Origin of the sequence: Pseudooceanicola sp. (genome assembly GCF_041987405.1) — a bacterium.
GTDB lineage: Bacteria > Pseudomonadota > Alphaproteobacteria > Rhodobacterales > Rhodobacteraceae > Pseudooceanicola.
Genome location: NZ_JBHIWR010000006.1, coordinates 24,015 through 49,530, shown reverse-complemented (window position 1 = coordinate 49,530; position 25,516 = coordinate 24,015). Strand labels below are relative to the sequence as shown.

Genomic DNA, 25,516 nt, shown 5'->3' with positions numbered 1-25,516 from the left:
CTGCGAGGGACGCATCATGAGCGAGATCAAGGTAGGCATCATCATGGGCAGCCAGTCCGACTGGCCCACGATGAAGGAGGCTGCGACGATCCTGGAGGAGCTGGGGATCGCCTACGAGGCCAAGATCGTCTCGGCGCATCGCACGCCGGACCGGCTCTGGTCCTATGGTAAGAGCGCGGCGGAACGGGGCCTGCATGTGATCATCGCTGGGGCCGGGGGCGCGGCGCATCTGCCGGGGATGATGGCCTCCAAGACCCGGGTGCCGGTGATCGGCGTGCCGGTGCAGACGCGGGCGCTGTCGGGTGTCGACAGCCTCTATTCCATCGTGCAGATGCCCAAGGGCTTCCCCGTGGCCACCATGGCGATCGGCAGTGCCGGGGCCGCCAATGCGGGCCTCATGGCCGCTGGTATCCTCGCCCTCAGCGATCCCGCCCTGGCAGAGCGTCTGGACGCCTGGCGTACGGCGTTGTCGGCCTCCATCCCCGATGAGCCCGCAAATGACTGACGCCGTAGAAATGCTCCCGACAGGCGCCACGATTGGCATCCTCGGCGGAGGTCAGCTTGGCCGCATGCTCTCCGTCGCCGCTGCTCGGCTTGGCTTCAAGACCGTGATTTTCGAACCGGGCGGGGATTGCCCCGCCTCGCATGTCGCCAATTTTCACCTCCAGGCCGAGTACACCGACGACGCCGCCCTGCGTCGTTTCGCCGAGAGTGTGGACGTCATTACTTACGAATTCGAAAACATTCCCACCTCCGCGCTGGATATTCTCGAAACGCTCAAACCGATCCGCCCGGGGCGCGAGGCGCTGCGTATTTCGCAGGACCGGCTGACGGAGAAGGATTTTCTGACCGAGCTGGGCCTCAAGGTTGCGCCCTATGCCGATATTCCCGATGCCGCCGCGATGGCTGCGGCGATGGAGACGATCGGCACCCCCGCGATCCTCAAGACCCGCCGCTTCGGTTATGACGGCAAGGGCCAGGCGCGGCTGAAGTCGCCCGAAGACGCCGAGACCGCGCTGGCGGAGATGCAGGGCGCGCCCGCGGTGCTGGAGGGCTTTGTCGAGTTCACCTCCGAAGTGTCCATCATCGCCGCCCGCGGCCTCGACGGCGCGGTAAGCTGTTATGACCCCGGCGAAAACGTCCACCGCGAGGGCATCCTGCGCACCACGACCGTCCCCGCCTCTCTGCCCGCCTCGGCCCGGACCGATGCGGTACTGCTGGCGGCCAAGATCCTGAACGCGCTGGACTATGTCGGCGTCATGGGGGTGGAGCTTTTCGTCACCCCCGCCGGTCTGATCGTCAACGAGATCGCCCCGCGCGTGCATAACTCCGGCCACTGGACGCAGAACGGCTGCACGGTGGATCAGTTCGAACAGCATATCCGCGCGGTGGCGGGCTGGCCCCTGGGTGACGGCGCGCGCCACGCGGATGTGGTGATGGAGAACCTGATCGGCGACGACATGGACCGCGTCCCCGCCCTGGCGGCGGAGCGCGGCGTGGCGGTGCACCTATATGGCAAGGCCGAGGTAAAGGACGGGCGGAAAATGGGGCATGTGAACAGGGTTGGGTGAGAGGCAGCCTTCACCACTCCACGCGTTTGCCCTGCCAGTCAAAGAACCCTCCCGTGTCCTCGACGCGCAACCCGCGCACCACCGAGATCAGGCGCTCGGCCGCCACCTCCGGCGTTACCGCCGGGTGTCGCCCCAGATAGCGCCGTGTCAGATCGCTCTCCACCGTCCCGGGGTGTAGGGCAACGACCGCGGCCTCCCGATGCGTCCGGGCAAGCTCGACAGAGGCGGTGCGCACCACTTGGTTCGCCGCGGCCTTCGCTGCGCGGTAGGAATACCAGCCGCCCAAGCGGTTGTCCCCGATCGAACCGACCCGCGCCGTCAGAACGGCAAAAACCGATCGCCCCTTTCGCGGCAAAAGCCTCGCCGCTTGGCGCAGCACCAGGGCCGGACCGATGGCATTCAGCGCGAATTGTCTGGCCATGGCTTCGGCGTCGATCTCGCGCAACGATTTCTCCGGCCCGGCGCCGTCAATCTCCAGGGCGCCTGTCGCGACCAGGACGAAATCGAAGGGCCCCAGCCCCTCCAGTGCCGTCGCGACAGACGCGCCATCCGTGATGTCGAGCCCGTCGGTGGAGCGCGACAGGCCTGTGACCTGCACGCCATCTCTGCGCAATCGCGCGGCTACCGCGCCGCCTACCGCTCCGCTTTCCCCGATAATCAGTGCAGTTTTCATAAACGGAATACGCCGGGCGCCGCGCCTGCGGATCACTCCATCTTTCTCGTTGCCTTAAATATCCTCGCCAAAGGCACATGCTGCCCCGCAGCATGTTTCCCGGGTTTTCAACCCCGTCGCGGCGCGTTATAGAACCCCCATGACACGTTCCGGGCATATCACCATCGACACGCGCGCCGCGCGCGTTCTCGCCCTGCGTCTAATCCTAATCCGCCTCTGAGCGTGCCGATCCGGCGCGACCGCTCAGAGGGTAGCCGCTTCGCGCCATGGCATCAGGATTAAGAAAGAGAACCCCATGACCAAGACAAGTGACCAGGACCGCGTCCTGATTTTCGACACGACCCTCCGCGACGGTGAACAAAGCCCCGGCGCCACCATGACTCACGAGGAAAAGCTGGAGATCGCAGCCGCCCTCGACGAGATGGGCGTGGACATTATCGAGGCCGGTTTCCCGATCGCCTCCGAGGGTGATTTCAACGCCGTGTCGGAGATTGCGAAGAACTCGAAAAACTCCGTGATCTGCGGGCTTTCGCGGGCGAACTTCAAGGACATCGACCGCAATTGGGAGGCCATCCGACATGCCGCCCAACCCCGCATCCACACCTTCATCGGCACCTCGCCGCTGCACCGCGCCATCCCGAACCTGACGATGGACGAGATGGCCGACAAGATCCACGAGACGGTGACCCATGCGCGCAACCTGTGCGACAATGTCCAGTGGTCGCCGATGGATGCGACCCGGACGGAACACGACTATCTCTGCCGCGTGGTTGAGATCGCCATCAAGGCCGGCGCGACCACGATCAACATCCCCGATACGGTCGGCTATACCGCGCCGCGCGAGTCTGCCGATCTGATCCGGATGCTGATCGAGAAAGTGCCAGGGGCGGATGAGGTGATCTTCTCTACCCATTGTCACAACGACCTCGGTATGGCGACGGCGAACTCTCTTGCCGCCGTGGAAGCAGGCGCGCGGCAGATCGAATGCACGATCAACGGGCTGGGCGAACGGGCGGGCAATACCGCGCTGGAAGAGGTGGTCATGGCGCTGCGCGTGCGCAATGACATCATGCCTTTCGAGACCGGCATCGACACGACAAAGATCATGAAGCTGTCGCGCCGTGTCGCCACGGTGTCGGGCTTCCCGGTCCAATACAACAAGGCTATCGTCGGCAAGAACGCCTTCCTCCACGAAAGTGGCATCCACCAGGATGGCGTGCTGAAGAACGTCGAGACCTTCGAGATCATGAAGCCCGCCGACATCGGGCTGCATGAGGACAACATCGTCCTCGGCAAGCATTCGGGTCGCGCCGCGCTGCGCTCGAAGCTTGAGGCGATCGGGATCGAACTGGGGCCGAACCAGCTCAACGATCTCTTCGTGCGGTTCAAGGATCTCGCCGACCGGAAGAAGGAGGTCTACGAGGACGACCTCTGGGCGCTGGTGCGCGATGCGGAGGACGAGACGCCGGACCGGCTGGAACTGAAGGAGCTGAAGGTGATCTGCGGCACCGGCGGTCAGTCTGCGGATATGGTCATGGTGGTGGATGGCGCGGAAAAACGCGCCGAAACCACTGGGGACGGTCCGGTCGACGCCTGTTTCAACGCGGTGAAGGAGATCTTCCCCCATGGCGCCAAGCTGGAACTTTACCAGGTTCATGCCGTGACGCAGGGGACCGATGCCCAGGCCACGGTGAGCGTGCGGCTGAACGAGGACGGGCGCATCGTGACCGGCCAGTCCGCCGATACCGATACGGTCGTGGCCAGCGTGAAGGCTTATATCCATGCGCTCAACCGGCTGCTTGTGCGGCGCGGCAAGGTCGGCGAGGGGGCCGATCAGCGCGAGATCAGCTACAAGGACGTCAGCTGACGTCAGCGGGGTCCGGCCAGGTGCCGGGCCCTTTCATTCCACCCGGTCATTTCTGCCCGGGTCATTTTTCTGCCCGGACATTTACCGTGAGGTTACACTTTGCGCCGCATGCCCTTGCAGCCCGGGGAGCGCATAACTAAGACTCTGTTAGACCCTGACAGGGTATGATCTGACGGGTAGCACGAGCAGGGATGGACATGAGCGACCTTTACGAAAACTACATGAATACGCTGGTGCCGATGGTGGTCGAACAGACCAGCCGCGGCGAACGGGCTTATGACATCTTCTCGCGCCTGCTGAAGGAGCGGATCATCTTCGTCTCCGGTCCGGTGCATGACGGCATGTCTTCGCTGATCGTGGCGCAGCTGCTGCACCTGGAAGCGGAGAACCCGACCAAGGATATTTCGATGTACATCAACAGCCCCGGTGGTGTCGTGACCTCCGGCCTGTCGATCTACGACACGATGCAGTACATCCGGCCCAAGGTCGGCACGCTGGTGATCGGGCAGGCGGCCTCCATGGGCTCGCTTCTGCTGGCAGGCGGCGAGGCCGGGATGCGCTATGCGCTGCCCAATGCCGAGGTCATGGTGCACCAGCCCTCCGGCGGCTATCGCGGCCAGGCGACGGACATCATGATCCACGCCAAGCATACAGAGCGGCTGAAGGAACGGCTGAACAACATCTACGTCAAGCACACCGGTCAGACCTTCGAGGCGGTTGTCGACGCGCTGGAGCGGGACAACTTCATGACCGCGGAGGAGGCCAAGGACTGGGGCCTGATCGACGAGATTTTCGCCGCCCGGCCGAAGGGCGACGAGGAAGGCGAAGCATAAGGCGCGCTCTCAGGGCCCGCGTGGGATCCGACGAGGTCGGGACAGGGCCGCGGGCCGCGTCTGGAACGAGTGTGACGTGTCGTGACCTGGTCACGATCCCGTCGTGAAGTATTTTTGACATTGTGGATAGCCGGGGCCTACCCTAGGCTGTCTACAACGGTCCCGCCCAGATGTTTGCCTGCGGGTGTATCGATCGGGACCAAAGGGATAGCCCCCTGACGGGCGAAAGGTACGAGATGGCGAACAACTCAGGCAGTGACAGCAAGAACACCCTCTACTGCTCCTTCTGCGGAAAGAGCCAGCACGAGGTGCGCAAGCTAATTGCCGGACCGACGGTGTTCATCTGCGACGAATGTGTCGAACTGTGCATGGACATCATTCGGGAGGAGACGAAATCCACAGGGCTGAAAAGCTCCGAAGGGGTGCCGTCGCCGCAGGAAATCTGTGACGTGCTGGATGACTATGTCATCGGACAGAAGATCGCGAAACGTGTCCTCTCTGTCGCGGTGCACAACCACTACAAACGCCTGAACCACGCGGCCAAGGCGGGCAACGATATCGAACTGGCGAAATCCAACATCCTGCTGATCGGCCCGACGGGCTGCGGCAAGACGCTGCTGGCGCAGACGCTGGCGCGGATCCTCGATGTGCCCTTCACCATGGCGGATGCGACCACGCTGACCGAAGCGGGTTATGTGGGCGAGGATGTGGAAAACATCATCCTCAAGCTGCTTCAGGCGTCGGAATACAACGTCGAGAAGGCGCAGCGCGGCATCGTCTATATCGACGAGGTCGACAAGATCACCCGCAAGTCGGAAAACCCCTCGATCACCCGCGACGTGTCGGGCGAGGGCGTGCAGCAGGCCCTGCTGAAGCTGATGGAGGGGACCGTGGCCTCCGTTCCGCCGCAGGGCGGGCGCAAGCATCCGCAGCAGGAATTCCTGCAGGTGGATACGACCAACATCCTCTTCATCTGTGGCGGCGCCTTCGCCGGGCTGGACAAGATCATCGCGATGCGCGGCAAGGGTTCGGCCATGGGCTTTGGCGCGGATGTGCGGGACAATGACGATCGCGGCGTGGGCGAGCTGTTCAAGGAGCTTGAGCCTGAGGATCTGCTGAAATTCGGGTTGATCCCGGAATTCGTCGGCCGTCTGCCGGTTCTGGCGACGCTGGAAGACCTGGACGAGGACGCGCTGGTCACCATCCTGACCGAACCGAAGAACGCTCTGGTCAAGCAGTACCAGCGTCTGTTCGAACTGGAAGAGGCCAAGCTGACCTTCACCGAGGATGCGCTCTCGGCGATTGCCAAACGTGCGATCGAACGCAAGACGGGCGCGCGGGGTCTTCGGTCGATCCTCGAAGATATCCTTCTGGACACGATGTTCGACCTGCCCAGCATGTCCGACGTGTCCGAAGTGGTGGTGAACGAGGAGGCTGTGACCTCCGACGCGAAGCCGCTGATGATCTATGCGGATCAGAAGAAAGAACCGGCGACGGCGGGCTGATCCGGCGAACATATCAAGGTTTCATGGGCGGGTGTTTATCCCGCCCATTTTTGTGGAGAAAGACATGGATATTCAACGCATTCATTCGGGCGGGGAGTTCGAGGCCAAGATCGGCTATTGCCGGGCGGTGGTCGCCGGGGGCTTCGTGCATGTGGCCGGTACCGTCGGGCAGGGCGACACGGTGCAGGAGCAGTGCCGCTCCGCGCTTGGCGTGATCGCGGATGCGCTGGAAAAGGCGGGCTCGTCGCTCTCCGATGTGGTGCGGGTGGTTTATTATCTGCCCGACCGGACGGAGTTCGAACCCTGCTGGCCCATCCTGGCCGAGGCCTTCGAAGACTGCCCGCCCGCCGCGACCATGATCGAATGCGGGCTGATCGACCCGAAATACCGGATCGAGATCGAGGTCACGGCTCTGGCGCGCTGAGTTCGGCGCCGAAACGCCCTGCGCGGGTGCCTCGTCGCCCCCGCTGTCAGGCCAATTCGTAATTCGTCCCGAGCAGGGCCTGCAATTCGGCCTGCGAAGGCTGCGCCCAGGTCGGGTCGGTGCCGGAGATAAACCCGCCCGCGCGGAGGTCCGTCTGGATTGCGGCGAAGTCCGGTTCGCTGATGTGCAGGCGTTTGCGCGGCGTGTCGACGCGTTTCCAGGTCTGGCGCAGATGCTCGATCCAGCGCGGGGTGACCCCTGTGAAGCTTTCGATATGGGTGGCGATATGCTGCGTCGCCCGTGACTTGCGCCGCAGCAGCATGGCCACCTTGGCATCGGGCCGCCCGGCAAAGGCGTAAAGGTGAAGCGAGGAGCCCTCGGCGGCGATCACATGGGTCGCGGCGCGGTAGCGGGCAATCTGGACCTCCAGCGGATGTTCCTGGGGGTGGAAGATCTCATAGCCCTCTCTCGCCAGGTAAGCATCGAGGAAGGTCTCCCCCAACAGCGCGCCGCGCTGCGGGCCAAGGCGCGAGCGGCTGATATAGAGCTTGCCCGGCCCCTCGGGCCTCACATCCAGCGCAAAGCGGTTTCTGACGGCGGCGCGAAACTCCAGCGTGCCGCGGGTGATGTCGCCCAAGCCAAAGCCCTGACCCGGCACGATCAGCAGGTCGGGCGACAGGGGTTCGCGCGCCTCCACCAGCGGCAGATCGGTACCCATGAGGCGGAAGAAATCGCGCTGAAACCCCGGCGGCTCGTCGTGATTTTCCGGGCTTTTGGGGACAAAGAGGATGCCTGAAAGGTCCGACTGGTCGATCCGGTCCAGCGCCCAGAGGCGGGTGATGCTTTCAGTGATGAAATGCGGGAAATAGCGCCACATGACCCCACCCCAGAGCCATTTGCCCGGCAGGCGTTTCGCAGGCGTGTCCGGCATCTCGGGGCGTTCGGTCAACAGGCGCTGCCCGCGCCACAGGGCGGCATGGGGCACGGCGGTGCCGGTGCTGGTCAGGACGCCGGTGGTCTGGACATGGCTGCGTGCGTCGGGCGGCACGACGACCCCATTGTCGATGCTGACGATCTGCCGGGTCCAGCCGCCCTCGGGGCGCGGCTCGGTAAAGGCGGCGTCGTCGCGGGTGCAGGTCCAGACAAAGCGGGTGGATGTGCTTTTGACCTTGGCAAAGCCCGCGCGGCGCAGGGCGTCCTTGCAGGTCTTCATGCCGTCCACGCCATAGACGCCGGGGTGAAATTCGATCACCACGGCGCGGATGCCCCTGAGGTCGGCATGGGCCAGGAACTCCAGCTCCCCGCCCTCGATATCCATGATCAGCACAGTCGGGGCGAATTCCGCGCGCACCGCGTCAAAGGCGCTGGTCGGCACCTCCACCGGGGTCGTCTTGCGCCCGGCGCGGTCGATCAGTGACGAGCCGAGGTAGCTGTTGTGGACGTGGAAGGTCATGCTTTCGGGGCGGTCGGGGCCGGAAATCAGCAGCTCGTTACGCACCTCAATCCGGTCGTCCAATCCGTTGAGTGCATAAAGCGCCCGGATATGCGGCACGAGGCCCGGGTTCGCCTCGAACGAGAGCACGGCCTCGGGCCGGGCGTTATGGGCGGTGACCGCGCCGACGATACCCAGGCCCGCGCCCAGCTCCAGCACGCGGTCCTCGGGCCCGACAACAGAGAGGGCGCCGGCGATCTCTTCGCCCTCGTACCGGGCTTCTTCGATCCGCTTGATCCGGGTCTCCGTCAGATAGGGGGAGGGTGGCACCTTTATGCCCTTGCATATCGCGGCATAGGGGGCGTCGGTCATGGCTGCTCGCACTTGTTCCGGGCTCGTATTGCGGGAGTTTGCCACAGGACCCATGGCGAAACAGGCGTTTTCTGCAAAAAGTCCCGCCGGGTCACGGGAATGCGTCAGTCAGGCCACTGGACGAACCCGGCTGCATTCGCCATAGAGGGTGTAATATCTGACGGAGGCTTCCATGGGCATTCTCAACACCTTCCTGCGTGCAGTGACCTGGTGGCAGGGCGGGACCCTGAACACGCTGCTCTACACCCGCCGCAAAGGCACTCGGGTGGGCGAAGACGAGTTGGGCAACGTCTATTATTCCGCCAATGACGGAAAGAAACGTTGGGTCATCTACAATGGCGAGGTGGAGGCGAGCCGGATCAGCGCCGATTGGCATGGCTGGCTGCATCACACGTTCAACGAGTTGCCCTCCGACAAGCCGCTGGCGCACAAGCCCTGGGAGAAGGACCACCTTCCCAACCTGACGGGCACCGCCCAGGCCTATGCGCCTGCCGGGTCGATCCGGCGCCCCGAACCGGCGGCGCGGCAGGACTACGAGGCCTGGAGCCCCGAATAAGCCGGGAGTTAGGGGTCACATGTCCCACAGCACGACCGAGATCACAGTCGGCGCGGCCGTTCTGGCCCTGGCGGTCGGCTTTGCCGTCTATGCCGGGCAGGTCGCCGGTGTCGGCGGTGCGGGCGCGGGCTATCCGCTGACCGCCTCCTTCCGCTCGGCCGAGGGGGTGGGGCTGGGTACGGATGTGCGCCTGGCCGGGGTCAAGGTGGGCACGGTGACGGGCATCGACCTGGATCCGCAGACCTTCCGGGCCAATACAACCTTCACGGTGAAAGATGGCGTCGCATTGCCTGACGACAGTTCGGTGGTGATCTCCTCCGAAGGGCTGCTTGGCGGTAATTTCGTGGAAATCCTGCCCGGCGGGTCGCCCTTCAACTACGAGGCGGGGGACGAGGTGCTGGATACGCAGGGCGCCGTCAGCCTGATTTCCCTGCTGCTGAAATTCGTCGCCGGGGGTGGCGAGGACGAATGATGCGTTTGATGTCCCTGGCGTCCTTCGCGCTGTCCCTAGGTTTGGCTCTTGGTCTGGCCGCGTCCCCCGTCGCGGCACAGGAGGACGTGGAGGTCGGCACCGGCGCGGTGCTGCGCGGTCTCGACAAGATGACGGGCCAGCGGGTTGATGTGACGGTGCCTTCGGGGTCGGCCGCGATGGTGGGCAAACTGTCGGTGACCATGTGGGAATGCCGCTATCCCGAGGGGAACCAGGCAGGCGATGCCTATGCCTTCATGACGATCACCGAACCGGCCAAATCCTCCGATCCGATCTTTTCCGGCTGGATGGTGGCCTCTTCCCCGGCGCTGAACGCGCTGGATCACTTCCGGTTCGATATCTGGGTGTTGACCTGCACGACCGAGTGACCGCTGGCGGGCAGGGGGTGCGAGGTGAAATCCGCGTGCTGTGCCAGGGCTTCGGCCAATTGCGAGCGATAGGCGCCGCGACTGACCTCACAGGCGCCGAGGGAGGCCAGATGTGGCGTCAGGAACTGCGTGTCGAACAGGTGATAGCCGCTTTGATTGAGATGCACGACCAGCCAGGCCAGGGCGATCTTTGACGCATCGGTCCGGCGGGAGAACATGCTTTCGCCGAAAAACGCCGCCCCGAGCGAAACACCGTAGACCCCGCCGATCAGCCGCTCGCCTTCCCAGACCTCCAGCGAGTGGGCATGGCCGCTGTCGTGCAGTTGCATGTAAAGATCGGCGATCCGCCCGCTGATCCAGGTTTCTTCGCGATCGGCGCAGCCGTCGAGAACGCCGATAAAATCGCGGTTGATTGTGACCTGATAGTCATCGCGCCGCAGCGCCCGGGCGAGGGAGCGGGAGATGCGGAACCCGTCGAGCGGAAAGATCCCGCGGCGGCGGGGTTCGACCCAGAAGACCTCTGGATCGGCGCGGTGTTCGGACATGGGAAAGATGCCCGCCGTATAGGCGTGCAACAGCAGGTCCGCCGTGAGGTCCGCACTGTCGTGGTCTTTCATGCTCTGCCCGCACCCAACTCCGCCTACAGTTTCGCATGTTGGCGGGGGAAATGCGAGGGGCTACCCCCTCCCTGACCCTCCCCCTGAAGGGGGAGGGGATGGCGTTGCGTGGATATTGCGGGAGACGGTCCTCAACCCCTGGGCTCCGCCCGTTCGCGGCTGAAACGCTCCACTGGAGCGTTTCCTAGGCGCCGCTCGACCCCTGGGCTCCGCCCGTTCGGACCTCAAACTGTCCACTGGACAGTTTGCGAGACGGTCCTCACCCCAACTTGCCCTGGGCCAGCCAGTGTTCCAGCCAGTGGATGTTGTACTCGCCGGAGTGGATGTCCGGTTCCTGCAACAGCGCGGTGAACAACGGCACGGTGTTTTCCACCCCGTCCACGATCAACTCGCCAAGCGCGCGGTTGAGGCGGGCGAGGGCTTCGGGCCGGTCGCGGCCGTGGACGATGAGCTTGCCGATAAGGCTGTCGTAATAGGGCGGGATGACATAGCCGTCATAGAGCGCCGAATCCATCCGGACGCCGAGACCACCCGGCGCATGAAAGGCCGTGATCTTGCCCGGGCGCGGGGCGAATTCGGGGAGCTTTTCGGCGTTCAGCCGGACCTCGATCGCATGGCCGTTGATCGTCAGATCGTCCTGGGTGAAGGACATGGGCAAACCTTCGGCCACGCGGATCTGTTCGCGCACCAGATCGACGCCGAAGATCGCCTCGGTGACGGGATGTTCCACCTGCAGGCGGGTGTTCATCTCGATAAAGAAGAATTCGCCCTTTTCGTAGAGGAACTCGATCGTGCCGGCGCCGGCGTAGTTGATCTTGGCCACCGCCTCGGCACAGGTCTTGCCGATCTCGGCACGTTCTTCTGGCGTGATGCAGGGGCCGGGGGCCTCTTCAAAGACCTTCTGGTGGCGGCGCTGCAGCGAACAGTCGCGTTCGCCCAGATGCACCGCCCCGCCCTTGCCGTCGCCAAAGACCTGGATCTCGATATGGCGCGGCGTGGTGAGGTATTTCTCGATATAGACCTCGTCATTGCCGAAGGCCGCCTTGGCCTCGGCGCGCGCGGTCTGGAAGGCGCGCTCCATCTCGGCTTCGGAATTGGCAACCTTCATGCCGCGTCCGCCGCCGCCGGCCGTGGCCTTGATGATGACGGGATAGCCGAAGTCCTTGCCGATCTTCTTGGCCTCGGCCAGATCGGGGACGCCGCCGTCGGAGCCGGGGACGCAGGGCACGCCAAGCGCCTTCATCGTGTCCTTGGCGGTGATCTTGTCTCCCATGACACGGATGTGTTCCGCGGTCGGGCCTATGAAGGTCAGGCCGTGATCCTCGACGATCTGCACGAAGCCGGCGTTTTCCGACAGGAAGCCGTAGCCCGGATGGATCGCCTGCGCGCCGGTGACTTCGGCGGCGGCGATGATCGCGGGGATGTGCAGATAGCTGTCGGTGCCGGGGGGCGGGCCGATGCAGACGGATTCGTCGGCCATGCGCACATGCATGGCATCCGCATCCGCCGTCGAATGGACCGCGACAGAGCGAATGCCCATCTCGCGGGCCGCGCGGATGACGCGGAGGGCGATTTCACCCCGGTTGGCGATCAAGATCTTGTCGAACATCGGCTGGCCTTATTCGATGATCATCAGGGGCGCACCGTATTCCACGGCGGCCTTGTCCTCGACGAGGATACGCTTGACCGTGCCGGAGCGCGGGGCGGGGATCTGGTTCATGGTCTTCATCGCCTCGACGATCAGCAGCGTGTCCCCTTCGGAGACACTGTCGCCCACCTTGACGAAGGCGGGGGCCGTGGGTTCGGGCTGCAGATAGACCGTGCCCACCATGGGCGAGGTCACCGCGCCGGGGTGCTGGGCGGGGTCTTCGTCCGTGGCGGCGGCTGCGGCCGAGGGGGCCGATGTGGCCACGGGGGCGGAGACCGGGGCGTGCACCGGCGCGGGGGCCGGGGCGGCGACCTCCACCTTCTTGGAGACGCGGACGTTTATGCTGTCATCCTCGCCATAGTCGCGTTTCACCTGGATTTCGGTCAGGTCGTTTTCGCGCAGCAATTCTGCCAGCGCCTTGATGAAGGCCACGTCGGCTTCGGTCGTCTTATTGGTCATATGGGTCCTCGCCAGAGGTTGCGCGCCAGATCGGCGGCTGCTCGTTTCCAGACTGGGGCGGGTTATAGGCGATGTCAAACGGGGAGGAAAGCATAGTCGTTCGCTGATTTTGACAGTCCTCTCCGACAGGGCGGCTTGTCGATACTATATTTGCCCCCAGGCCCTGCGCCCCGCGTCGGGTTAATGGCGACCCCGGTGCGACGCAGGCCTTCAAACTTGGAGGGTAACCAGATGATCATGCGAGTTTTCAAGTCGCAAACTGAGGGGCCGGAACGGCAAAGGGCCGATCCCGAAGGACCGGCCCTTGGATGTCGTGACCTCTGACCCGTGGTTCAGCGGTTCATGCGGTTGTCGATCAGATCGTCCACCACCGACGGGTCGGCCAGGGTGGAGGTATCGCCAAGCGCGCCGTAGTCGTTTTCGGCGATCTTGCGCAGGATGCGGCGCATGATCTTGCCGGAGCGTGTCTTGGGCAGGCCGGGGGCCCACTGGATCAGGTCGGGGCTGGCGATCGGGCCGATTTCGGTGCGGACCCAGTCGCGCAGCTCCTTCTTCAGCTCGTCCGAGGGGTCGATCCCGTTCATCAGGGTGACGTAGCAGTAGATACCCTGGCCCTTCACGTCATGCGGATAACCGACCACGGCGGCCTCGGCGACCTTGGCATGGGCGACGAGGGCGGATTCGACCTCGGCGGTGCCCATCCGGTGGCCCGAGACGTTGATGACGTCATCGACCCGGCCGGTGATCCAGTAGTAGCCGTCTTCGTCGCGGCGGCAGCCGTCCCCGGCGAAGTAATAGCCCGTGTAGTCGGAGAAGTAGGTTTTCTCGAACCGCTCGTGATCGCCCCAGACGGTGCGCATCTGGCCGGGCCAGCTGTCCTTGATGGCCAGCACGCCCTCGGCCTTGGTGTCCGTGATCTCCTCGCCCGAGGTGGGTTCGAGCACGACGGGCTGCACGCCGAAGAAGGGCAGGGTGGCCGAGCCGGGCTTGGTCGCGATCGCGCCCGGCAGCGGGGTGATCATGTGGCCACCGGTTTCGGTTTGCCACCAGGTGTCCACGATCGGCAATTTTCCCTTGCCGATCTTGTCATTGTACCAATTCCAGGCCTCGGGGTTGATCGGCTCGCCCACGGTGCCCAGCACCTTAAGCGTCGACATCTCGTAGCCGTCGACGAACTTGTCCCCCTGGCCCATCAGCGCGCGGATCGCGGTCGGGGCGGTGTAGAACTGGTTGACCCCGTGCTTTTCGATCACCTGCCAGAAACGCGACGCGTCCGGATAGGTCGGCACGCCTTCGAACATCAGCGTGGTCGCGCCGTTCGCCAGCGGGCCGTAAATGATGTAGCTGTGGCCGGTGACCCACCCCACATCCGCGCCACACCAGAAGACATCGCCGTCCCGGTAGTCGAAGGTCATCTGCTGCGTCATCGCCGCATAAAGCAGATAGCCGCCGGAGGAATGCACCACGCCCTTGGGTTTGCCGGTGGAGCCGGAGGTGTAGAGCACGAAAAGCGGGTCTTCGGCGTTCATCGGGCGGGCCGGACAATCGGGCGCGACATCGGCCATCATGGCCTTCACGTCGACGTCGCGGTCCTGGATCCAGGTTGTCTGGTCGCCGGTGTGCTTGACGACAAGACAGCGCACCTTGTCCGAGCAATGCAGCAGGGCGGCGTCGGTGTTGGACTTCAGCGCCGTACGCTTGCCACCGCGCGGGGCGGTGTCGGCGGTGACGACGACCTTGGCCTCGGAATCGTTGATCCGGTTGGCCAGCGCATCGGGCGAGAAGCCGGCGAAGACGACCGAATGGATCGCGCCGATGCGGGCGCAGGCCAGCATGGCATAGGCGGCCTCGGGGATCATCGGCAGGTAGATCACCACACGGTCGCCGCGCATCACGCCCTGGGCCAGCAGGACATTGGCAAAGCGGCAGACTTTCTCGTGCAGTTCGTTATAGGTGATGTGCAGGGCCTCGTCGCCCGGCTCGTCCGGTTCCCAGATGATTGCGGTCTGATCGCCGCGGGTGGCCAGGTGGCGGTCGATGCAGTTGGCGGCGACGTTCAGCACCCCGTCCTCGAACCATTTGATCGAGACATTGCCGAGGGTGAAATCCGTGTCCTTCACCTTGGTAAAGGGGGTGATCCAGTCCAGCCGCGTCCTGGCTTCGTCGCCCCAGAACTTGTCCGGATCGGCGAGCGAGGCCTCGTACATCGCCTTGTACCTTGCTTCGTCCACATGGGCGTTTTTCACGAATTCGGCGGAGGGCGGGTAGGTCTGGTCGGTCATGACAGATCCTCTTGGTCTTGAAACAGAATGTCGTGCCCGGTCGGGCGGGAAGGTGCCCCGTGCCGCTCCTCTTCGGCGCGGGGCCGGGACCATCCTCAGATGGCCAGATACTCGGCGCGCAGTTCGGCGTTGCCGAGAACCTCTTTCGCGCTGCCGTCAAAGACGACGGATCCGGTATCAAGGATCACGGAGCGATCTGCAAGCTCCAGCGCCCGAACGGCGTTCTGTTCGACAAGGATCGTGGTGATCCCCTGTTCCTTGATGATCCGCAGCGTCTTTTCGATTTCGTCCACGATCACCGGTGCCAGCCCTTCGTAGGGTTCGTCCAGCAGCAGCACCTTGATGTCCCGCGACAGGGCGCGGGCGATGGCCAGCATCTGTTGCTCGCCGCCCGAGAGGGTCACGCCCTCCTGCTTGCGGCGTTCGCCGAGGCGGGGGAAGAGTTCGTAGAGCCGCTCCAGCGACCAGCCGATCGGCGGGGCGATCTGGGCGAGCTGGATGTTTTCTTCGACCGTGAGGCCGGGGATGATGCAGCGATCCTCGGGGACCAGGCCGATCCCGGCCTGGGCGGCCTCGTGGCTTTTCATGGTGTGAAGCGGCTGGTGGTCCAGCCAGATCTCGCCATGGGTGACCTGCGGATTGTCCATCCGCGCGATCGAGCGCAGGGTCGAGGTCTTGCCCGCGCCGTTGCGGCCGAGCAGGGCCAAAATCTCGCCCTCGTGCACGTTGAAGCTGATGTTCTGCACGATGTAGCTTTCGCCGTAGTAGGCTTCCATGTTCCAGACGGAGAGGAAGGCCGGGGCGGTTTCGGCGTAGTTCTTGCCCTTGGAGAAGTCGGGTTTGACGTTCATCGTTCTGTCCTTTCGATACGGTGCGTGCCAGCACGCACCCTACGGGCGGGTAGGGTGCGTGCTGGCACGCACCGCACCGTGGTTTTACGCAGCGACCTGCGACTCGCCGAGGTAGGCCTCGCGCACCTTCGGATGGCCCTTGATCTTGTCCGGCGTATCCTCGACCAGCGGCGTGCCCTGGGCCAACACGGTGATCCGCTCGGCCAGGGAGAAGACGACATGCATGTCGTGTTCGATGATCGCGATGGTGATGTCGCGGTCCTGCTTGATCTTCTTGAGCAGGTCGATGGTGTTGTTGGTGTCGGAGCGGGACATGCCGGCGGTCGGTTCGTCCAGCAGCAGCAGGCGCGGTTCCTGGGCCAGGCACATGGCGATTTCCATCCGGCGCTTGTCGCCGCGCGACATCGAGGCGGTGTGCATTTCGCGCTTGTCGGCGAGGTTCATGCTCTCCAGCATCTGTTCCGCCTTTTCGACCACGTCCCTCTCCTTCATCATCCCGCCGATGGCGTGGAAGGAGAAGGCGCCGTCGCGTTTCGCGAAACAGGCGATCATCATGTTTTCCATGACGGTCAGGTCGCCGAAGATTTCCGGTGTCTGGAATACGCGGGAAATCCCCATCTGGTTGATCTCATAGGGCGTGCGGCCCAGCACCGACTGCCCGTCGAACATCACCGATCCGGTGTCGGGGATCAGCTTGCCGACCAGGCAGTTCAGCAGGGTTGACTTGCCCGCGCCGTTCGGCCCGATGATCGCGTGGACGGTGTTTTCGGCCACGCTGAGGTTCACTTCGGACAGGGCCTTGAGGCCGCCGAACCGCTTGTTCACGTTCTTGACTTCGAGAATTCCCATCTGTCCGTCTCCTTATTCTGCCGGTTCGGGCTTGGTCTGGGTCCTGGCGCGCTTGCGCCCGAACAGACCGGTGATTTTCCTGCCACCCTCGACCAGCCCGCCGGGCAGGAAGATGATGACCAGGACAAAAAGCAGGCCCTGCGTCATGTGCCAGCCTTCGCCGGTGAACCAGGTCGCCACCCAGACCATGGAATGGCCCAGCCAGTCGGGGAAGATGTGGAACCACTGTTCCAGCAGGCTTTCGTTCATCTTGGAGACGATGTTCTCCATGTACTTGATGGTGCCCGCACCCAGGATCGGCCCGATCAGGGTGCCGACGCCGCCGAGGATGGTCATGATCACCACCGCGCCGGATTCGGTCCAGTACATCCGCTCCGCCCCGGCCAGCGGGTCCATTGCCGCCAGAAGGCCGCCTGCCAGACCGGCATACATGCCCGAGATGACGAAGGCCGCCAGGGTGTAGGGTTTGGCGTTCAGGCCGGTATAGCTCATCCGGGTCTGGTTCGACTTGATCGCGCGCAACATCAGCCCGAAGGGCGAGCGGAAGATGCGGATCGACAGGTAGAAGGCCAGGATCAGCAGGATGGCGCAGAGGTAATAGCCGACGGGGAAGGTGAATTCCCAGGGGCCCACGACCAGATCGTAGTGGGCGCGCATTTCCAGCCCGAAGAGGTGCGGCACGTTCGGGCCGTTGCCCTGCAGGATCTGCGGATCATTGTTGTAGATCTGAAGCCCGGTTTCACCGTTGGTCACCGTGAGGCCCAGCCAGCGCCCGAAGAGGTCGGAATAGGCGATGGCATACATCATCTGCGCAAAGGCTAGTGTCAGGATCGAGAAGTAGATGCCCGACCGGCGCAGCGAGATGAAGCCGATAACGACCGACAGCAGGCCGGCCACGATGACCGACAGGATCAGCCCCGGCAGGATGTTGTAGCTGAGCAGCTTGAACATCCAGACCGCCGCATAGGACCCCACCCCAAGAAAGGCGGCGTGACCGAAGCTGAGGTAGCCGGTCAGGCCGAACAGGATGTTGAAGCCGATGGCGAAGATGCCGAAGATGGCAAAGCGCTGCATCAGGTCGGGGTAGCCGCCGTTGAAGAAGGCCATGCCCGAGTACTTGGGGAAGATGTTGAGGATAACCGGCGCGAACAGGGCTAGCGCGATCACGACGAGCAGGAGCCCGGTATCTTTTTTGTCGAGACCCAGCATGAATTAGTCCTCCATCACGCCTTTTTTGCCCATCAGGCCACGCGGACGTGTGAGCAGAATGATAATTGCAACGAGGTAGATGATGATCTGGTCGATCCCGTCGAGCAGCTCCTTCACCGCGGTCATGGAGGCGAAGCTCTCCAGAATGCCGAGCAGGAAGCCCGCGGCGACCGCGCCGGGCAGGGAGCCCATGCCGCCGACCACCACGACCACGAAACTGAGGACAAGGAAGTCCATGCCCATGTGATAGTTGGGCGCGTTGATCGGCGCGTACATCACCCCGGCCCAGCCCGCGACCACGGCCGCGATGGCGAACATGATGGTGAAGCGGCGGTCGATGTTGATGCCGAGCAGGCCGACGGTGGCGCGGTCGGCCATGCCGGCGCGGACCACCATCCCGAAGGTTGTGAAGCGCAGGAAGGCAAAGACGCCGCCGATCACCACGGCCGAGAAACAGAAGTAGATCATCCGCCAGTAGGGATAGATGATGACGTTCGGATCAAAGCCGAAAGCCGCGCCGAAGTCGATCGAGCCCTTGAAGGCCTGCGGGGCGGGCGTCTGGATCGGGTTGGCGCCGTATACGCCGCGCACCAGTTCCTGCAGGATGATCGCCAGGCCGAAGGTCACCAGGATCTGGTCGGCGTGGGGGCGTTTGTAGAAATGCTTGATCAGCCCGCGCTCCATGGCGAGGCCGACGAAGATCATGATGGGGATCGAGAAGAGGATCGCCAGCGGCACCGACCAGTCGATGATGGCGCCGCCAAGCTCGGGGCCGAACCAGCTTTCGACATAGGGGGTCTCCACCTTGAGCGGGTTGCCCAGGAAGTCCTTCTGGGTGGGGTCTTCGGTGACGTAGCTGGCAGAGAGCAGCTTGGACAGCGCGACCGAGCAGAAGGCGCCGATCATGAAGAGCGCCCCGTGGGCGAAGTTCACCACGCCGAGCGTGCCGAAGATGAGTGTCAGCCCGAGAGCGATCAGCGCATAGGCGGACCCCTTGTCGAGGCCGTTGAGAATTTGCGGAATGATGACGTCCATGGTCCCGTTCCCCTACAGGTGCATGCGAAGGTGCGTGCAAGGCACGCACCCTACGGACCCGGCCTGGGCGGCCGGGGCGTGGAATGGGGTGCGTGAAGACACGCACCCCGATCTGGCTGGTTTAGGCGCCCGGGTTGCACTCACCCAGCTCACCACCGGCGAACATCGGGTGATCCGGCGCGTACTCGACCTGCGCACGCGGCGTCACTTCGACGATTTCCAGCGTGTCGTACTGGTTGGTCGGGTTCTCCTTGCCCTTCATGACCAGCACGTCCTTGAAGCACTGGTGGTCTTCGGCGCGATAGGTGGTCGGACCGTTGCCCATCCCGTCGAATTCGAAGCCTTCGAGGGCCTCGACCACGCCGCAGGGGTTGAAGGTGCCGGCACGTTCGACCGCGTCCGCGTAGAGCAGGGTCTGCACGTAGCAAGTATGTGCGGAGTTCGACGGCGGGCGGCCGTACTTCTCGCCGAAGGACTTGGTGAAAGCTTTGGACCCCTCGTCCTGCAGCTGCCAGTTCCAGTTCATGGAGCCGATCACGCCCTGCACGTTTTCACCCGCACCGGCGGCCATCAGTTCGGAGTAGAGCGGCACGACGATTTCGAACTTCTTGCCGTTGACCATCTTGTCGAGCAGGCCGAACTGGATGGCGTTGGTGAGCGAGTTCACCATGTTTCCGCCGTAGTGGTTCAGGACCAGCACGTCGGCACCGGAGTTCAGGACCGGCGTGATGTAGGACGAGAAGTCGGTGGTGGCCAGCGGCGTCAGCACGTTGTTGACGGTTTCCCAGCCCATGGATTCGGTCGCGGCCGCGATCGATTCCTGCTGCGTCCAGCCCCAGTTGTAGTCTGCGGTCAGGTGGTAGGCACGGCGGTCGGAACCGTATTCGTTCTTCAGCACCGGTGCCAGCGCGGCGGCGGACATGTAGGCGTTGAAGAAGTGGCGGAACCCGTTCGCCTTGCGGTCCTTGCCGGTCGTGTCGTTGGAGTGGGTCAGACCGGCCATGAAGATCACGCCGGCCTCCTGGCAGAGGCCCTGCACAGCAACGGCCACACCCGAGGACGAGCCGCCGTTGATCATCACGGCGCCGTCTTTTTCGATCATCGACTTGGCGGATGCGCGGGCTGCGTCGGATTTGGTCTGGGTATCGCCGGTGACGAACTCGACCTTCTTGCCGAGGATCCCGTTCCCTTTCAGCGCCTTGGAGCTGAAGGTGTTCATCATGCCGCCGTCACCCTCACCGTTAAGGTGCTGAACGGCGAGCTCCTGTGCACGCAGTTCGTCGAGGCCTTCTTCGGCATAGGGGCCGGTCTGGGGCACGTTGAAGCCCAGGGTTACGGTGCCGCCGGTCGGCTCGTTGGTGTAGGCGGCTGCAGACGATGCGGTAAAGATCGTGGGCAGCGCGACACCTGCGCCTGCAATGGCGCCGGTCTTCAGAACGCCGCGACGCGACAGATTCTTGGTCATGAGTATCCTCCCGATTGTTTATGTGCGGCGCACCTCCTCTGTGCGGACCGCGGGCACTACTGTGCAAAGCAGTTATCGCAAGGTCGCCGTAAACAAATCAACAAGAGGCTTTAATCGTTCAATTTTTTTGTAAACAAATCCACAATGCGGTGGTAGGATTGGTAAATAAATTATTTCGCAGTGCAGAAACCCCTTGAAACAGCGGAGGAAATGGGATGGCACGTACCGTTTTGACGGGCAGCCGGATCCGCGAGCGGCGGGTGATCCTGGGGTTGCGGCAGGCGGAACTGGCGCGGCGGGCGGGGATATCTGCCTCCTATCTGAATCTGATCGAACACAACCGGCGCAGAATCGGCGGGAAACTGCTGCTCGACATCGCGCAGGTGCTGGGCGTCGAGGCGGCGCTGCTGGCCGAGGGGGCGGAGGCGGCGCTGACCGGATCGCTGCGCGAGGCCGCTGCGGAGGGCCCTGGCGCAGGCGCCGAGGTCGACGCGGTGGACGAGTTTGCAGGGCGATTTCCGGGCTGGGCGCGGCTGGTCTCGGAACAGCATGCACGGATCGGACGGCTGGAACAATCGGTGGAGGCGCTGACCGACCGCCTGGCCCATGACCCCCATCTCGCCGCCTCGCTGCACGAGGTGTTGTCGACCGTTACGGCGATCCATTCCTCGTCTTCCATCCTGGTGGAGACGCAGGAGCTGGAACCGGCCTGGCGGGAGAGGTTCCACCGCAACATCCACGAGGACAGCGCGCGCCTGGCGGAAGGTGCGCAGCGGCTGGTGGACGAATTGGACGCGGGGCAGCGGCAGGAGGCGACGCTGAACTCCCCGCAGGAGGAGGTGGATGCCTTTCTCGATGCCAATGCCCATGCGTTTGCAGCGCTGGAGCGGGGCGCGGAAGTTGAGGTGGTGTTGCAGTCGGCGGGGCTGTCCTCGGCCGCCGCGGTGACGCTTGCGCGGGACCGGCTGACCCGGATGGCGAGGGATGCCCGGGCCCTGCCGCATGGTGCCTTGATCGAGGCGTTGCGCGGGATGGGGCCGGGGGAGGCGCCGGATCCCACGGCTCTGGCCGCGCGGCTTGGCCTTGGGGTGGCGCTGGTGATGCGGCGGCTGGCGACGCTGCCGGGCGAGTTGGTCGAGGATCTGCTGCCTGCGCGGCCCGGTCTGGTCATCGCGGATGCCTCGGGCACTTTGCTCTACCGTCGGGAAATCCCCGGGTTTCCCCTGCCAAGGTTCGGCGCGGCCTGTCCGCTCTGGCCGCTGTTTTCGGCGCTGCAACGCCCGATGTTTCCGATCCGCGCGCGGGTTCGGATGGCCGGGCGCAGCGAGGGGGTGTTCGACTGTTACGCGATTGCGGAGGCGGAGGCGCCGCCGCAAATCGGCGAGGATCCGATCCTGCGCAGTCACATGCTGCTCTGGCCGGCCGAGGAGGAAGCGGAGGCGGCGCGCGGCGTCGGGGTAAGCTGCCGCATCTGCCCGCGCGAGGATTGCGCGGCGCGGCGCGAGCCGTCGATCATGGCGCGCGGCGCGTAACTGCTTTGACTTGGCAGGGTTAATCGGGCAGGCTGAACGCTCACGGGTTACCGGGTTTCTATGCCGTAGGGGGAGACGGGATGGACAAGACGGTCCTTCTGATCGAGGACGAGCCGAATATCATCGAGGCGATCAGCTTCATCCTGTCGCGGGATGGCTGGCGGGTAGCGACCCATTCCAACGGGGTGGATGCGGTCGGGGCCGTGGGCGCGCGCAAACCGGATCTGGTGATCCTGGACGTGATGCTGCCGGGCCGGTCTGGCTATGACATCCTGCGTGAGCTGCGCGCGGCGGAGGCGACGGCGGATCTGCCGGTGCTGATGCTGACAGCGCGGGGGCAGAGCAAGGATCGAGAGATGGCAGAGACCCTCGGCGCCAGCCGCTTTATGGCCAAGCCGTTTTCCAATGCCGAAGTGCTGGAGGCCGTGCGGGACCTGGTCCGGCCATGAGCGAAAAGCGCAACCCCCTGTTCCTGGGTCGCGGCAGTTATCGCCAGCGCCGCCTGGCGGATGCGGCGCGGTTGCTGCCGGTATTGGGGGCGGTGTTGATGATGTTGCCGCTGCTCTGGCCGCGGGAGGGGGCGGAGAATGTTCCGACGACCTCCACAGCGATGATCTATGTCTTCGGCTGCTGGCTGCTGCTGGTCGCGGCGGCGGGGCTGCTGGCGGTCTGGCTTGATCCGACCGTGTCGGAGGCCGAGACCGAAGACGATCCGGCCCGGGGCAGCTGATGGCCTCGCTCAACCTGCTGATCTTTGTCTGTCTGGGCTATGTGGCGGTCCTGTTCCTCGTAGCCTTCGGCGCCGAAAGGGCCGCCAAGCGCGGGAAGGCGGCCTGGCTGCGGTCGCCGATCGTCTACACGCTGTCGCTGTCGATCTACTGCACCGCCTGGACCTTCTACGGGGCGGTCGGCTATGCGGCGCGGTCGGGGATGGAGTATCTGACGATCTACATCGGCCCCTCGCTGGTCATGGTCGGCTGGTTCTGGGCGGTGCGCAAACTGGTGCGGATCGGACGCAGCCAGAACATCACCTCCATCGCCGATCTGATCTCGTCGCGCTACGGGAAATCGACCTTGCTGGGGGTGCTGGTTACGGGCCTCGCCGTGGTCGGGACCACGCCTTATATCGCGCTGCAATTGCAGTCGGTCACGCTGTCGGTGGCCAGTTTCTCGCTCGCCGATGCCTCGGTCCGACCTCTGGGGGATCAGAACTCCACCGCGCTGTGGGTGGCGGTCGGGCTGGCCTTTTTCACCGTGCTGTTCGGCACGCGGAACCTGGATGCGAACGAGCGGCACCACGGGGTGGTCATGGCCATCGCGGTGGAGGCTGTGGTGAAGCTTTTTGCGCTGTTGGCGGTCGGGGTCTTCGTCGTCTGGGGGCTGGGCGGGGGCGTGTCGCAAACGCTGGCGCGGATCGACGCCTCGGCGCTCGGCGAATGGCAGGTGCAGCCGGATCGCTGGATGGCCTTGTCGGCCCTGTCGGCGGCGGCCTTCCTCTGTCTGCCGCGGATGTTCCAGGTTCTGGTGGTCGAGAACGAGGAAGAGCGGCACCTGCGCACCGCCTCCTGGGCCTTTCCGCTCTACCTGCTGCTGATGAGCCTGTTTGTCGTGCCGATCGCGGTGGTCGGGCTGGACCTGCTGCCGCCGGGGTCGAACCCGGACCTCTTCGTGCTGTCGGTGCCGCTGGCCGAAGGGCAGAACGGGTTGGCGCTGCTGTCCTTTCTGGGTGGGTTTTCCTCGGCCACCTCGATGGTCATCGTGGCCTCCATCGCGCTGTCGACCATGGTGTCGAACCATATCGTCATGCCGATCTGGCTATCGCGCCAGCCTGCGGGGGCCATCGTATCCGGCGATGTGCGCAGCGTGGTCCTGTTGTCGCGGCGCTTGTCGATCATCGCGATGCTGGCCCTGGGGTACCTTTACTACCGCGTGTCGGGGGGCAGCACGGCGCTGGCGGCCATCGGTCTGATCTCCTTTTCGGGGGTGGCGCAGTTCCTTCCGGCGCTGGTCGGGGGGATCTTCTGGCGCGGGGCGAACCGGTTTGGCGCACTGGCGGGGTTGGTGACCGGGGGGCTGGTCTGGCTGTGGTGCCTGTTCCTGCCCAGCTTCGGTCCGAATGTCGTGATCTCCGCCTCGGTGATGGAGATGGGGCCCTTCGGCATCGGCTGGCTGCGGCCCTATGCTCTGTTCGGGATATCGGGGCTCGACCCGCTGGTGCATGGGGTGTTCTGGTCGCTGCTGCTGAATGCGGTCGTCTTTGTGACCGCCTCGATCTTCACCTTTCCGACGCCGTTGGAGCGGCTGCAGGGCGCGCAGTTCGTCAATGTCTTCGACCATACGGCTCCGACGCGGGGCTGGTCCGGCGGCATGGCGCAGAGCGAGGACCTGATGATCATGGCGCAGCGTATCCTGGGCGCGACCGAGGCGCAGGAGCTGTTCCGCCGCGAGGCCAAGGCGCAGGGGTTGCAGGGCTACCTGCCGGAACCGACGCCGACCTTCCTGCTGTTGCTGGAACGGGAACTGGCCGGGTCGGTCGGGGCGGCGACGGCCCATGCGATGATTGCGCAGATCACCGGGGGCGCGAATATCTCGGTCGAGGACCTGCTGGCCGTGGCGGATGAAACCGCGCAGATCATGGAGCATTCCAGCCAGCTGGAGGCGAAATCGGCCGAACTGACCCGCACGGCGCGGCAGTTGCGGACGGCCAACGAAAAGCTGACGGCATTGTCGGTGCAGAAGGACGCCTTTCTCAGCCAGATCAGTCATGAGCTGCGCACGCCGATGACCTCCATCCGCGCTTTTTCGGAAATCCTGCGGGATACGGAGGAGATCGACCTGGACGCCAAGGCCAAATACGCCGGGATCATCCATGGCGAGGCGATACGCCTGACCCGACTGCTGGATGATCTGCTGGATCTGTCGGTGCTGGAAAACGGGCAGGTGCGGATGAATATCGGCCGAGGTCGGCTGGGCGATATCCTGGATCACGCGGTGGCGGCGACGGGGGCGGAGCGTGGCGGGCTGGTGCTGCGGCGCAAGGGCAGCGAGGATATTTCGCTGACCACGGATGCGGACCGGCTGGCACAGGTCTTCATCAACCTCATCGCCAATGCGCAGAAGTACTGCGATGCGGCACGGCCGGAGCTGACCGTCGCCTCGCGCGAGGTGGACGGGTTGCTGATGATCGACTTCACCGACAACGGCAGTGGGGTGGCCGCTGAATCCCAGGACATGATTTTCGAGAAATTCAGCCGCGTGGGCGAACAGCAGGCCGGCGGAGCGGGTCTGGGTCTGGCGATCTGCCGCGAGATCATGGTGCGACTTGGCGGGTCGATCACCTATCTGCCGGGGCAGGAGGGCGGGGCGTTTCGTGTGACCCTGCCGATCGCGGGGGCGATGGCGGCGCAGTAGCAGAGCGGTATCTCTGACGGGCGGATCAACAGGATAGTAACCATCCCTGCCTAGTGTGGCCGAAAGT

The 25,516-nt window shown here is 64.3% G+C and carries 24 protein-coding genes; 13 read left to right on the top strand and 11 right to left on the bottom strand.

The features are described from left to right. Positions 1-16: 16 nt before the first annotated feature. Both purE and ACFC2Y_RS14895 read left to right on the top strand, forming a co-directional pair. The gene (gene purE / locus ACFC2Y_RS14900) at positions 17-505 is read left to right on the top strand and encodes a 5-(carboxyamino)imidazole ribonucleotide mutase (RefSeq protein ID WP_375176100.1); all 489 of its coding nucleotides are present in this window, start codon (positions 17-19) and stop codon (positions 503-505) included. Then, entirely contained in the window at positions 498-1,571 is a 1,074-nt protein-coding gene (locus tag ACFC2Y_RS14895; RefSeq protein WP_375176099.1) for a 5-(carboxyamino)imidazole ribonucleotide synthase, read from the top strand. Before purE ends, ACFC2Y_RS14895 begins: the two co-directional genes overlap by 8 nt. 10 nt (positions 1,572-1,581) lie before the next feature. On the opposite strand, the gene ACFC2Y_RS14890 is transcribed toward ACFC2Y_RS14895, so the two are convergent. After that, positions 1,582-2,244: an SDR family NAD(P)-dependent oxidoreductase gene (locus ACFC2Y_RS14890; RefSeq protein ID WP_375176098.1), complete on the bottom strand. Its 663-nt coding sequence runs from the start codon at positions 2,242-2,244 to the stop codon at positions 1,582-1,584. Between the two features lie 295 nt (positions 2,245-2,539). Between ACFC2Y_RS14890 and ACFC2Y_RS14885 the strand changes: the two genes are divergently transcribed. From ACFC2Y_RS14885 to ACFC2Y_RS14870, 4 genes are all read left to right on the top strand, one after another. After that, the gene (locus ACFC2Y_RS14885) at positions 2,540-4,111 is read left to right on the top strand and encodes a 2-isopropylmalate synthase (protein WP_375176097.1); all 1,572 of its coding nucleotides are present in this window, start codon (positions 2,540-2,542) and stop codon (positions 4,109-4,111) included. 197 nt (positions 4,112-4,308) lie between these two features. After that, positions 4,309-4,944: an ATP-dependent Clp protease proteolytic subunit gene (locus ACFC2Y_RS14880; protein ID WP_375176096.1), complete on the top strand. Its 636-nt coding sequence runs from the start codon at positions 4,309-4,311 to the stop codon at positions 4,942-4,944. 236 nt (positions 4,945-5,180) lie between these two features. Further along, entirely contained in the window at positions 5,181-6,449 is a 1,269-nt protein-coding gene (gene clpX / locus ACFC2Y_RS14875) for an ATP-dependent Clp protease ATP-binding subunit ClpX (protein ID WP_375176095.1), read from the top strand. Positions 6,450-6,513: 64 nt separating this feature from the next. Continuing rightward, positions 6,514-6,873, top strand: coding sequence for a RidA family protein (locus tag ACFC2Y_RS14870; protein WP_375176094.1), 360 nt, complete (start codon positions 6,514-6,516; stop codon positions 6,871-6,873). Between the two features lie 46 nt (positions 6,874-6,919). Here ACFC2Y_RS14870 and ACFC2Y_RS14865 read toward each other — a convergent pair whose 3' ends face one another. Continuing rightward, positions 6,920-8,677: an FkbM family methyltransferase gene (locus ACFC2Y_RS14865; RefSeq protein WP_375176093.1), complete on the bottom strand. Its 1,758-nt coding sequence runs from the start codon at positions 8,675-8,677 to the stop codon at positions 6,920-6,922. Positions 8,678-8,849: 172 nt separating this feature from the next. Here ACFC2Y_RS14865 and ACFC2Y_RS14860 point away from each other — a divergent pair, with 172 nt between their 5' ends. The 3 genes from ACFC2Y_RS14860 to ACFC2Y_RS14850 are packed head-to-tail and all read left to right on the top strand — an operon-like array spanning position 8,850 to position 10,091. After that, positions 8,850-9,233 (top strand): NADH:ubiquinone oxidoreductase subunit NDUFA12, encoded by a 384-nt coding sequence (locus ACFC2Y_RS14860; protein WP_375176092.1) that lies wholly within the window; start codon positions 8,850-8,852, stop codon positions 9,231-9,233. A gap of 19 nt (positions 9,234-9,252) precedes the next feature. Then, positions 9,253-9,705, top strand: coding sequence for an outer membrane lipid asymmetry maintenance protein MlaD (gene mlaD / locus ACFC2Y_RS14855; RefSeq protein WP_375176091.1), 453 nt, complete (start codon positions 9,253-9,255; stop codon positions 9,703-9,705). Beyond that, on the top strand, positions 9,705-10,091 hold the full coding sequence (locus ACFC2Y_RS14850; RefSeq protein WP_375176090.1) for a DUF2155 domain-containing protein: 387 nt from the start codon (positions 9,705-9,707) through the stop codon (positions 10,089-10,091). Before mlaD ends, ACFC2Y_RS14850 begins: the two co-directional genes overlap by 1 nt. Here ACFC2Y_RS14850 and aat read toward each other — a convergent pair. The 9 genes from aat to ACFC2Y_RS14805 form a co-directional block, all read right to left on the bottom strand. After that, positions 10,046-10,708, bottom strand: coding sequence for a leucyl/phenylalanyl-tRNA--protein transferase (gene aat / locus ACFC2Y_RS14845; protein ID WP_375176089.1), 663 nt, complete (start codon positions 10,706-10,708; stop codon positions 10,046-10,048). The genes ACFC2Y_RS14850 and aat overlap by 46 nt on opposite strands. A gap of 259 nt (positions 10,709-10,967) precedes the next feature. After that, entirely contained in the window at positions 10,968-12,317 is a 1,350-nt protein-coding gene (gene accC, locus ACFC2Y_RS14840) for an acetyl-CoA carboxylase biotin carboxylase subunit (protein ID WP_375176088.1), read from the bottom strand. A 9-nt stretch (positions 12,318-12,326) separates the two neighbouring features. Continuing rightward, on the bottom strand, positions 12,327-12,815 hold the full coding sequence (gene accB, locus ACFC2Y_RS14835) for an acetyl-CoA carboxylase biotin carboxyl carrier protein (protein ID WP_375176087.1): 489 nt from the start codon (positions 12,813-12,815) through the stop codon (positions 12,327-12,329). Positions 12,816-13,147: 332 nt separating this feature from the next. Next, positions 13,148-15,097, bottom strand: coding sequence for an acetate--CoA ligase (gene acs / locus ACFC2Y_RS14830; RefSeq protein ID WP_375176086.1), 1,950 nt, complete (start codon positions 15,095-15,097; stop codon positions 13,148-13,150). A gap of 95 nt (positions 15,098-15,192) precedes the next feature. Next, the gene (locus ACFC2Y_RS14825) at positions 15,193-15,948 is read right to left on the bottom strand and encodes an ABC transporter ATP-binding protein (protein ID WP_375176085.1); all 756 of its coding nucleotides are present in this window, start codon (positions 15,946-15,948) and stop codon (positions 15,193-15,195) included. Between the two features lie 84 nt (positions 15,949-16,032). Then, positions 16,033-16,797: an ABC transporter ATP-binding protein gene (locus tag ACFC2Y_RS14820; RefSeq protein WP_375176084.1), complete on the bottom strand. Its 765-nt coding sequence runs from the start codon at positions 16,795-16,797 to the stop codon at positions 16,033-16,035. 12 nt (positions 16,798-16,809) lie between these two features. Further along, positions 16,810-18,006 carry a branched-chain amino acid ABC transporter permease gene (locus ACFC2Y_RS14815; RefSeq protein ID WP_375176083.1) on the bottom strand — a complete coding sequence of 399 codons (1,197 nt, stop codon included), beginning with the start codon at positions 18,004-18,006 and terminating at the stop codon, positions 16,810-16,812. Between the two features lie 3 nt (positions 18,007-18,009). Then, the gene (locus ACFC2Y_RS14810) at positions 18,010-19,041 is read right to left on the bottom strand and encodes a branched-chain amino acid ABC transporter permease (RefSeq protein ID WP_375176082.1); all 1,032 of its coding nucleotides are present in this window, start codon (positions 19,039-19,041) and stop codon (positions 18,010-18,012) included. Positions 19,042-19,162: 121 nt separating this feature from the next. After that, the gene (locus tag ACFC2Y_RS14805; protein WP_375176081.1) at positions 19,163-20,506 is read right to left on the bottom strand and encodes a substrate-binding protein; all 1,344 of its coding nucleotides are present in this window, start codon (positions 20,504-20,506) and stop codon (positions 19,163-19,165) included. A gap of 215 nt (positions 20,507-20,721) precedes the next feature. On the opposite strand from ACFC2Y_RS14805, the gene ACFC2Y_RS14800 reads away from it, so the two are divergent. The 4 genes from ACFC2Y_RS14800 (at position 20,722) to ACFC2Y_RS14785 (ending at position 25,449) form a co-directional block, all read left to right on the top strand. Then, the gene (locus ACFC2Y_RS14800; protein WP_375176080.1) at positions 20,722-22,038 is read left to right on the top strand and encodes a helix-turn-helix domain-containing protein; all 1,317 of its coding nucleotides are present in this window, start codon (positions 20,722-20,724) and stop codon (positions 22,036-22,038) included. 80 nt (positions 22,039-22,118) lie between these two features. Further along, complete coding sequence (locus ACFC2Y_RS14795; protein ID WP_375176079.1) at positions 22,119-22,487, top strand: response regulator transcription factor; 369 nt, start codon at positions 22,119-22,121, stop codon at positions 22,485-22,487. Continuing rightward, positions 22,484-22,768: a hypothetical protein gene (locus tag ACFC2Y_RS14790; RefSeq protein ID WP_375176078.1), complete on the top strand. Its 285-nt coding sequence runs from the start codon at positions 22,484-22,486 to the stop codon at positions 22,766-22,768. The genes ACFC2Y_RS14795 and ACFC2Y_RS14790 overlap by 4 nt, the downstream gene beginning before the upstream one ends. Beyond that, positions 22,768-25,449: an ATP-binding protein gene (locus ACFC2Y_RS14785; RefSeq protein ID WP_375176077.1), complete on the top strand. Its 2,682-nt coding sequence runs from the start codon at positions 22,768-22,770 to the stop codon at positions 25,447-25,449. The genes ACFC2Y_RS14790 and ACFC2Y_RS14785 overlap by 1 nt, the downstream gene beginning before the upstream one ends. Positions 25,450-25,516: the final 67 nt, after the last annotated feature.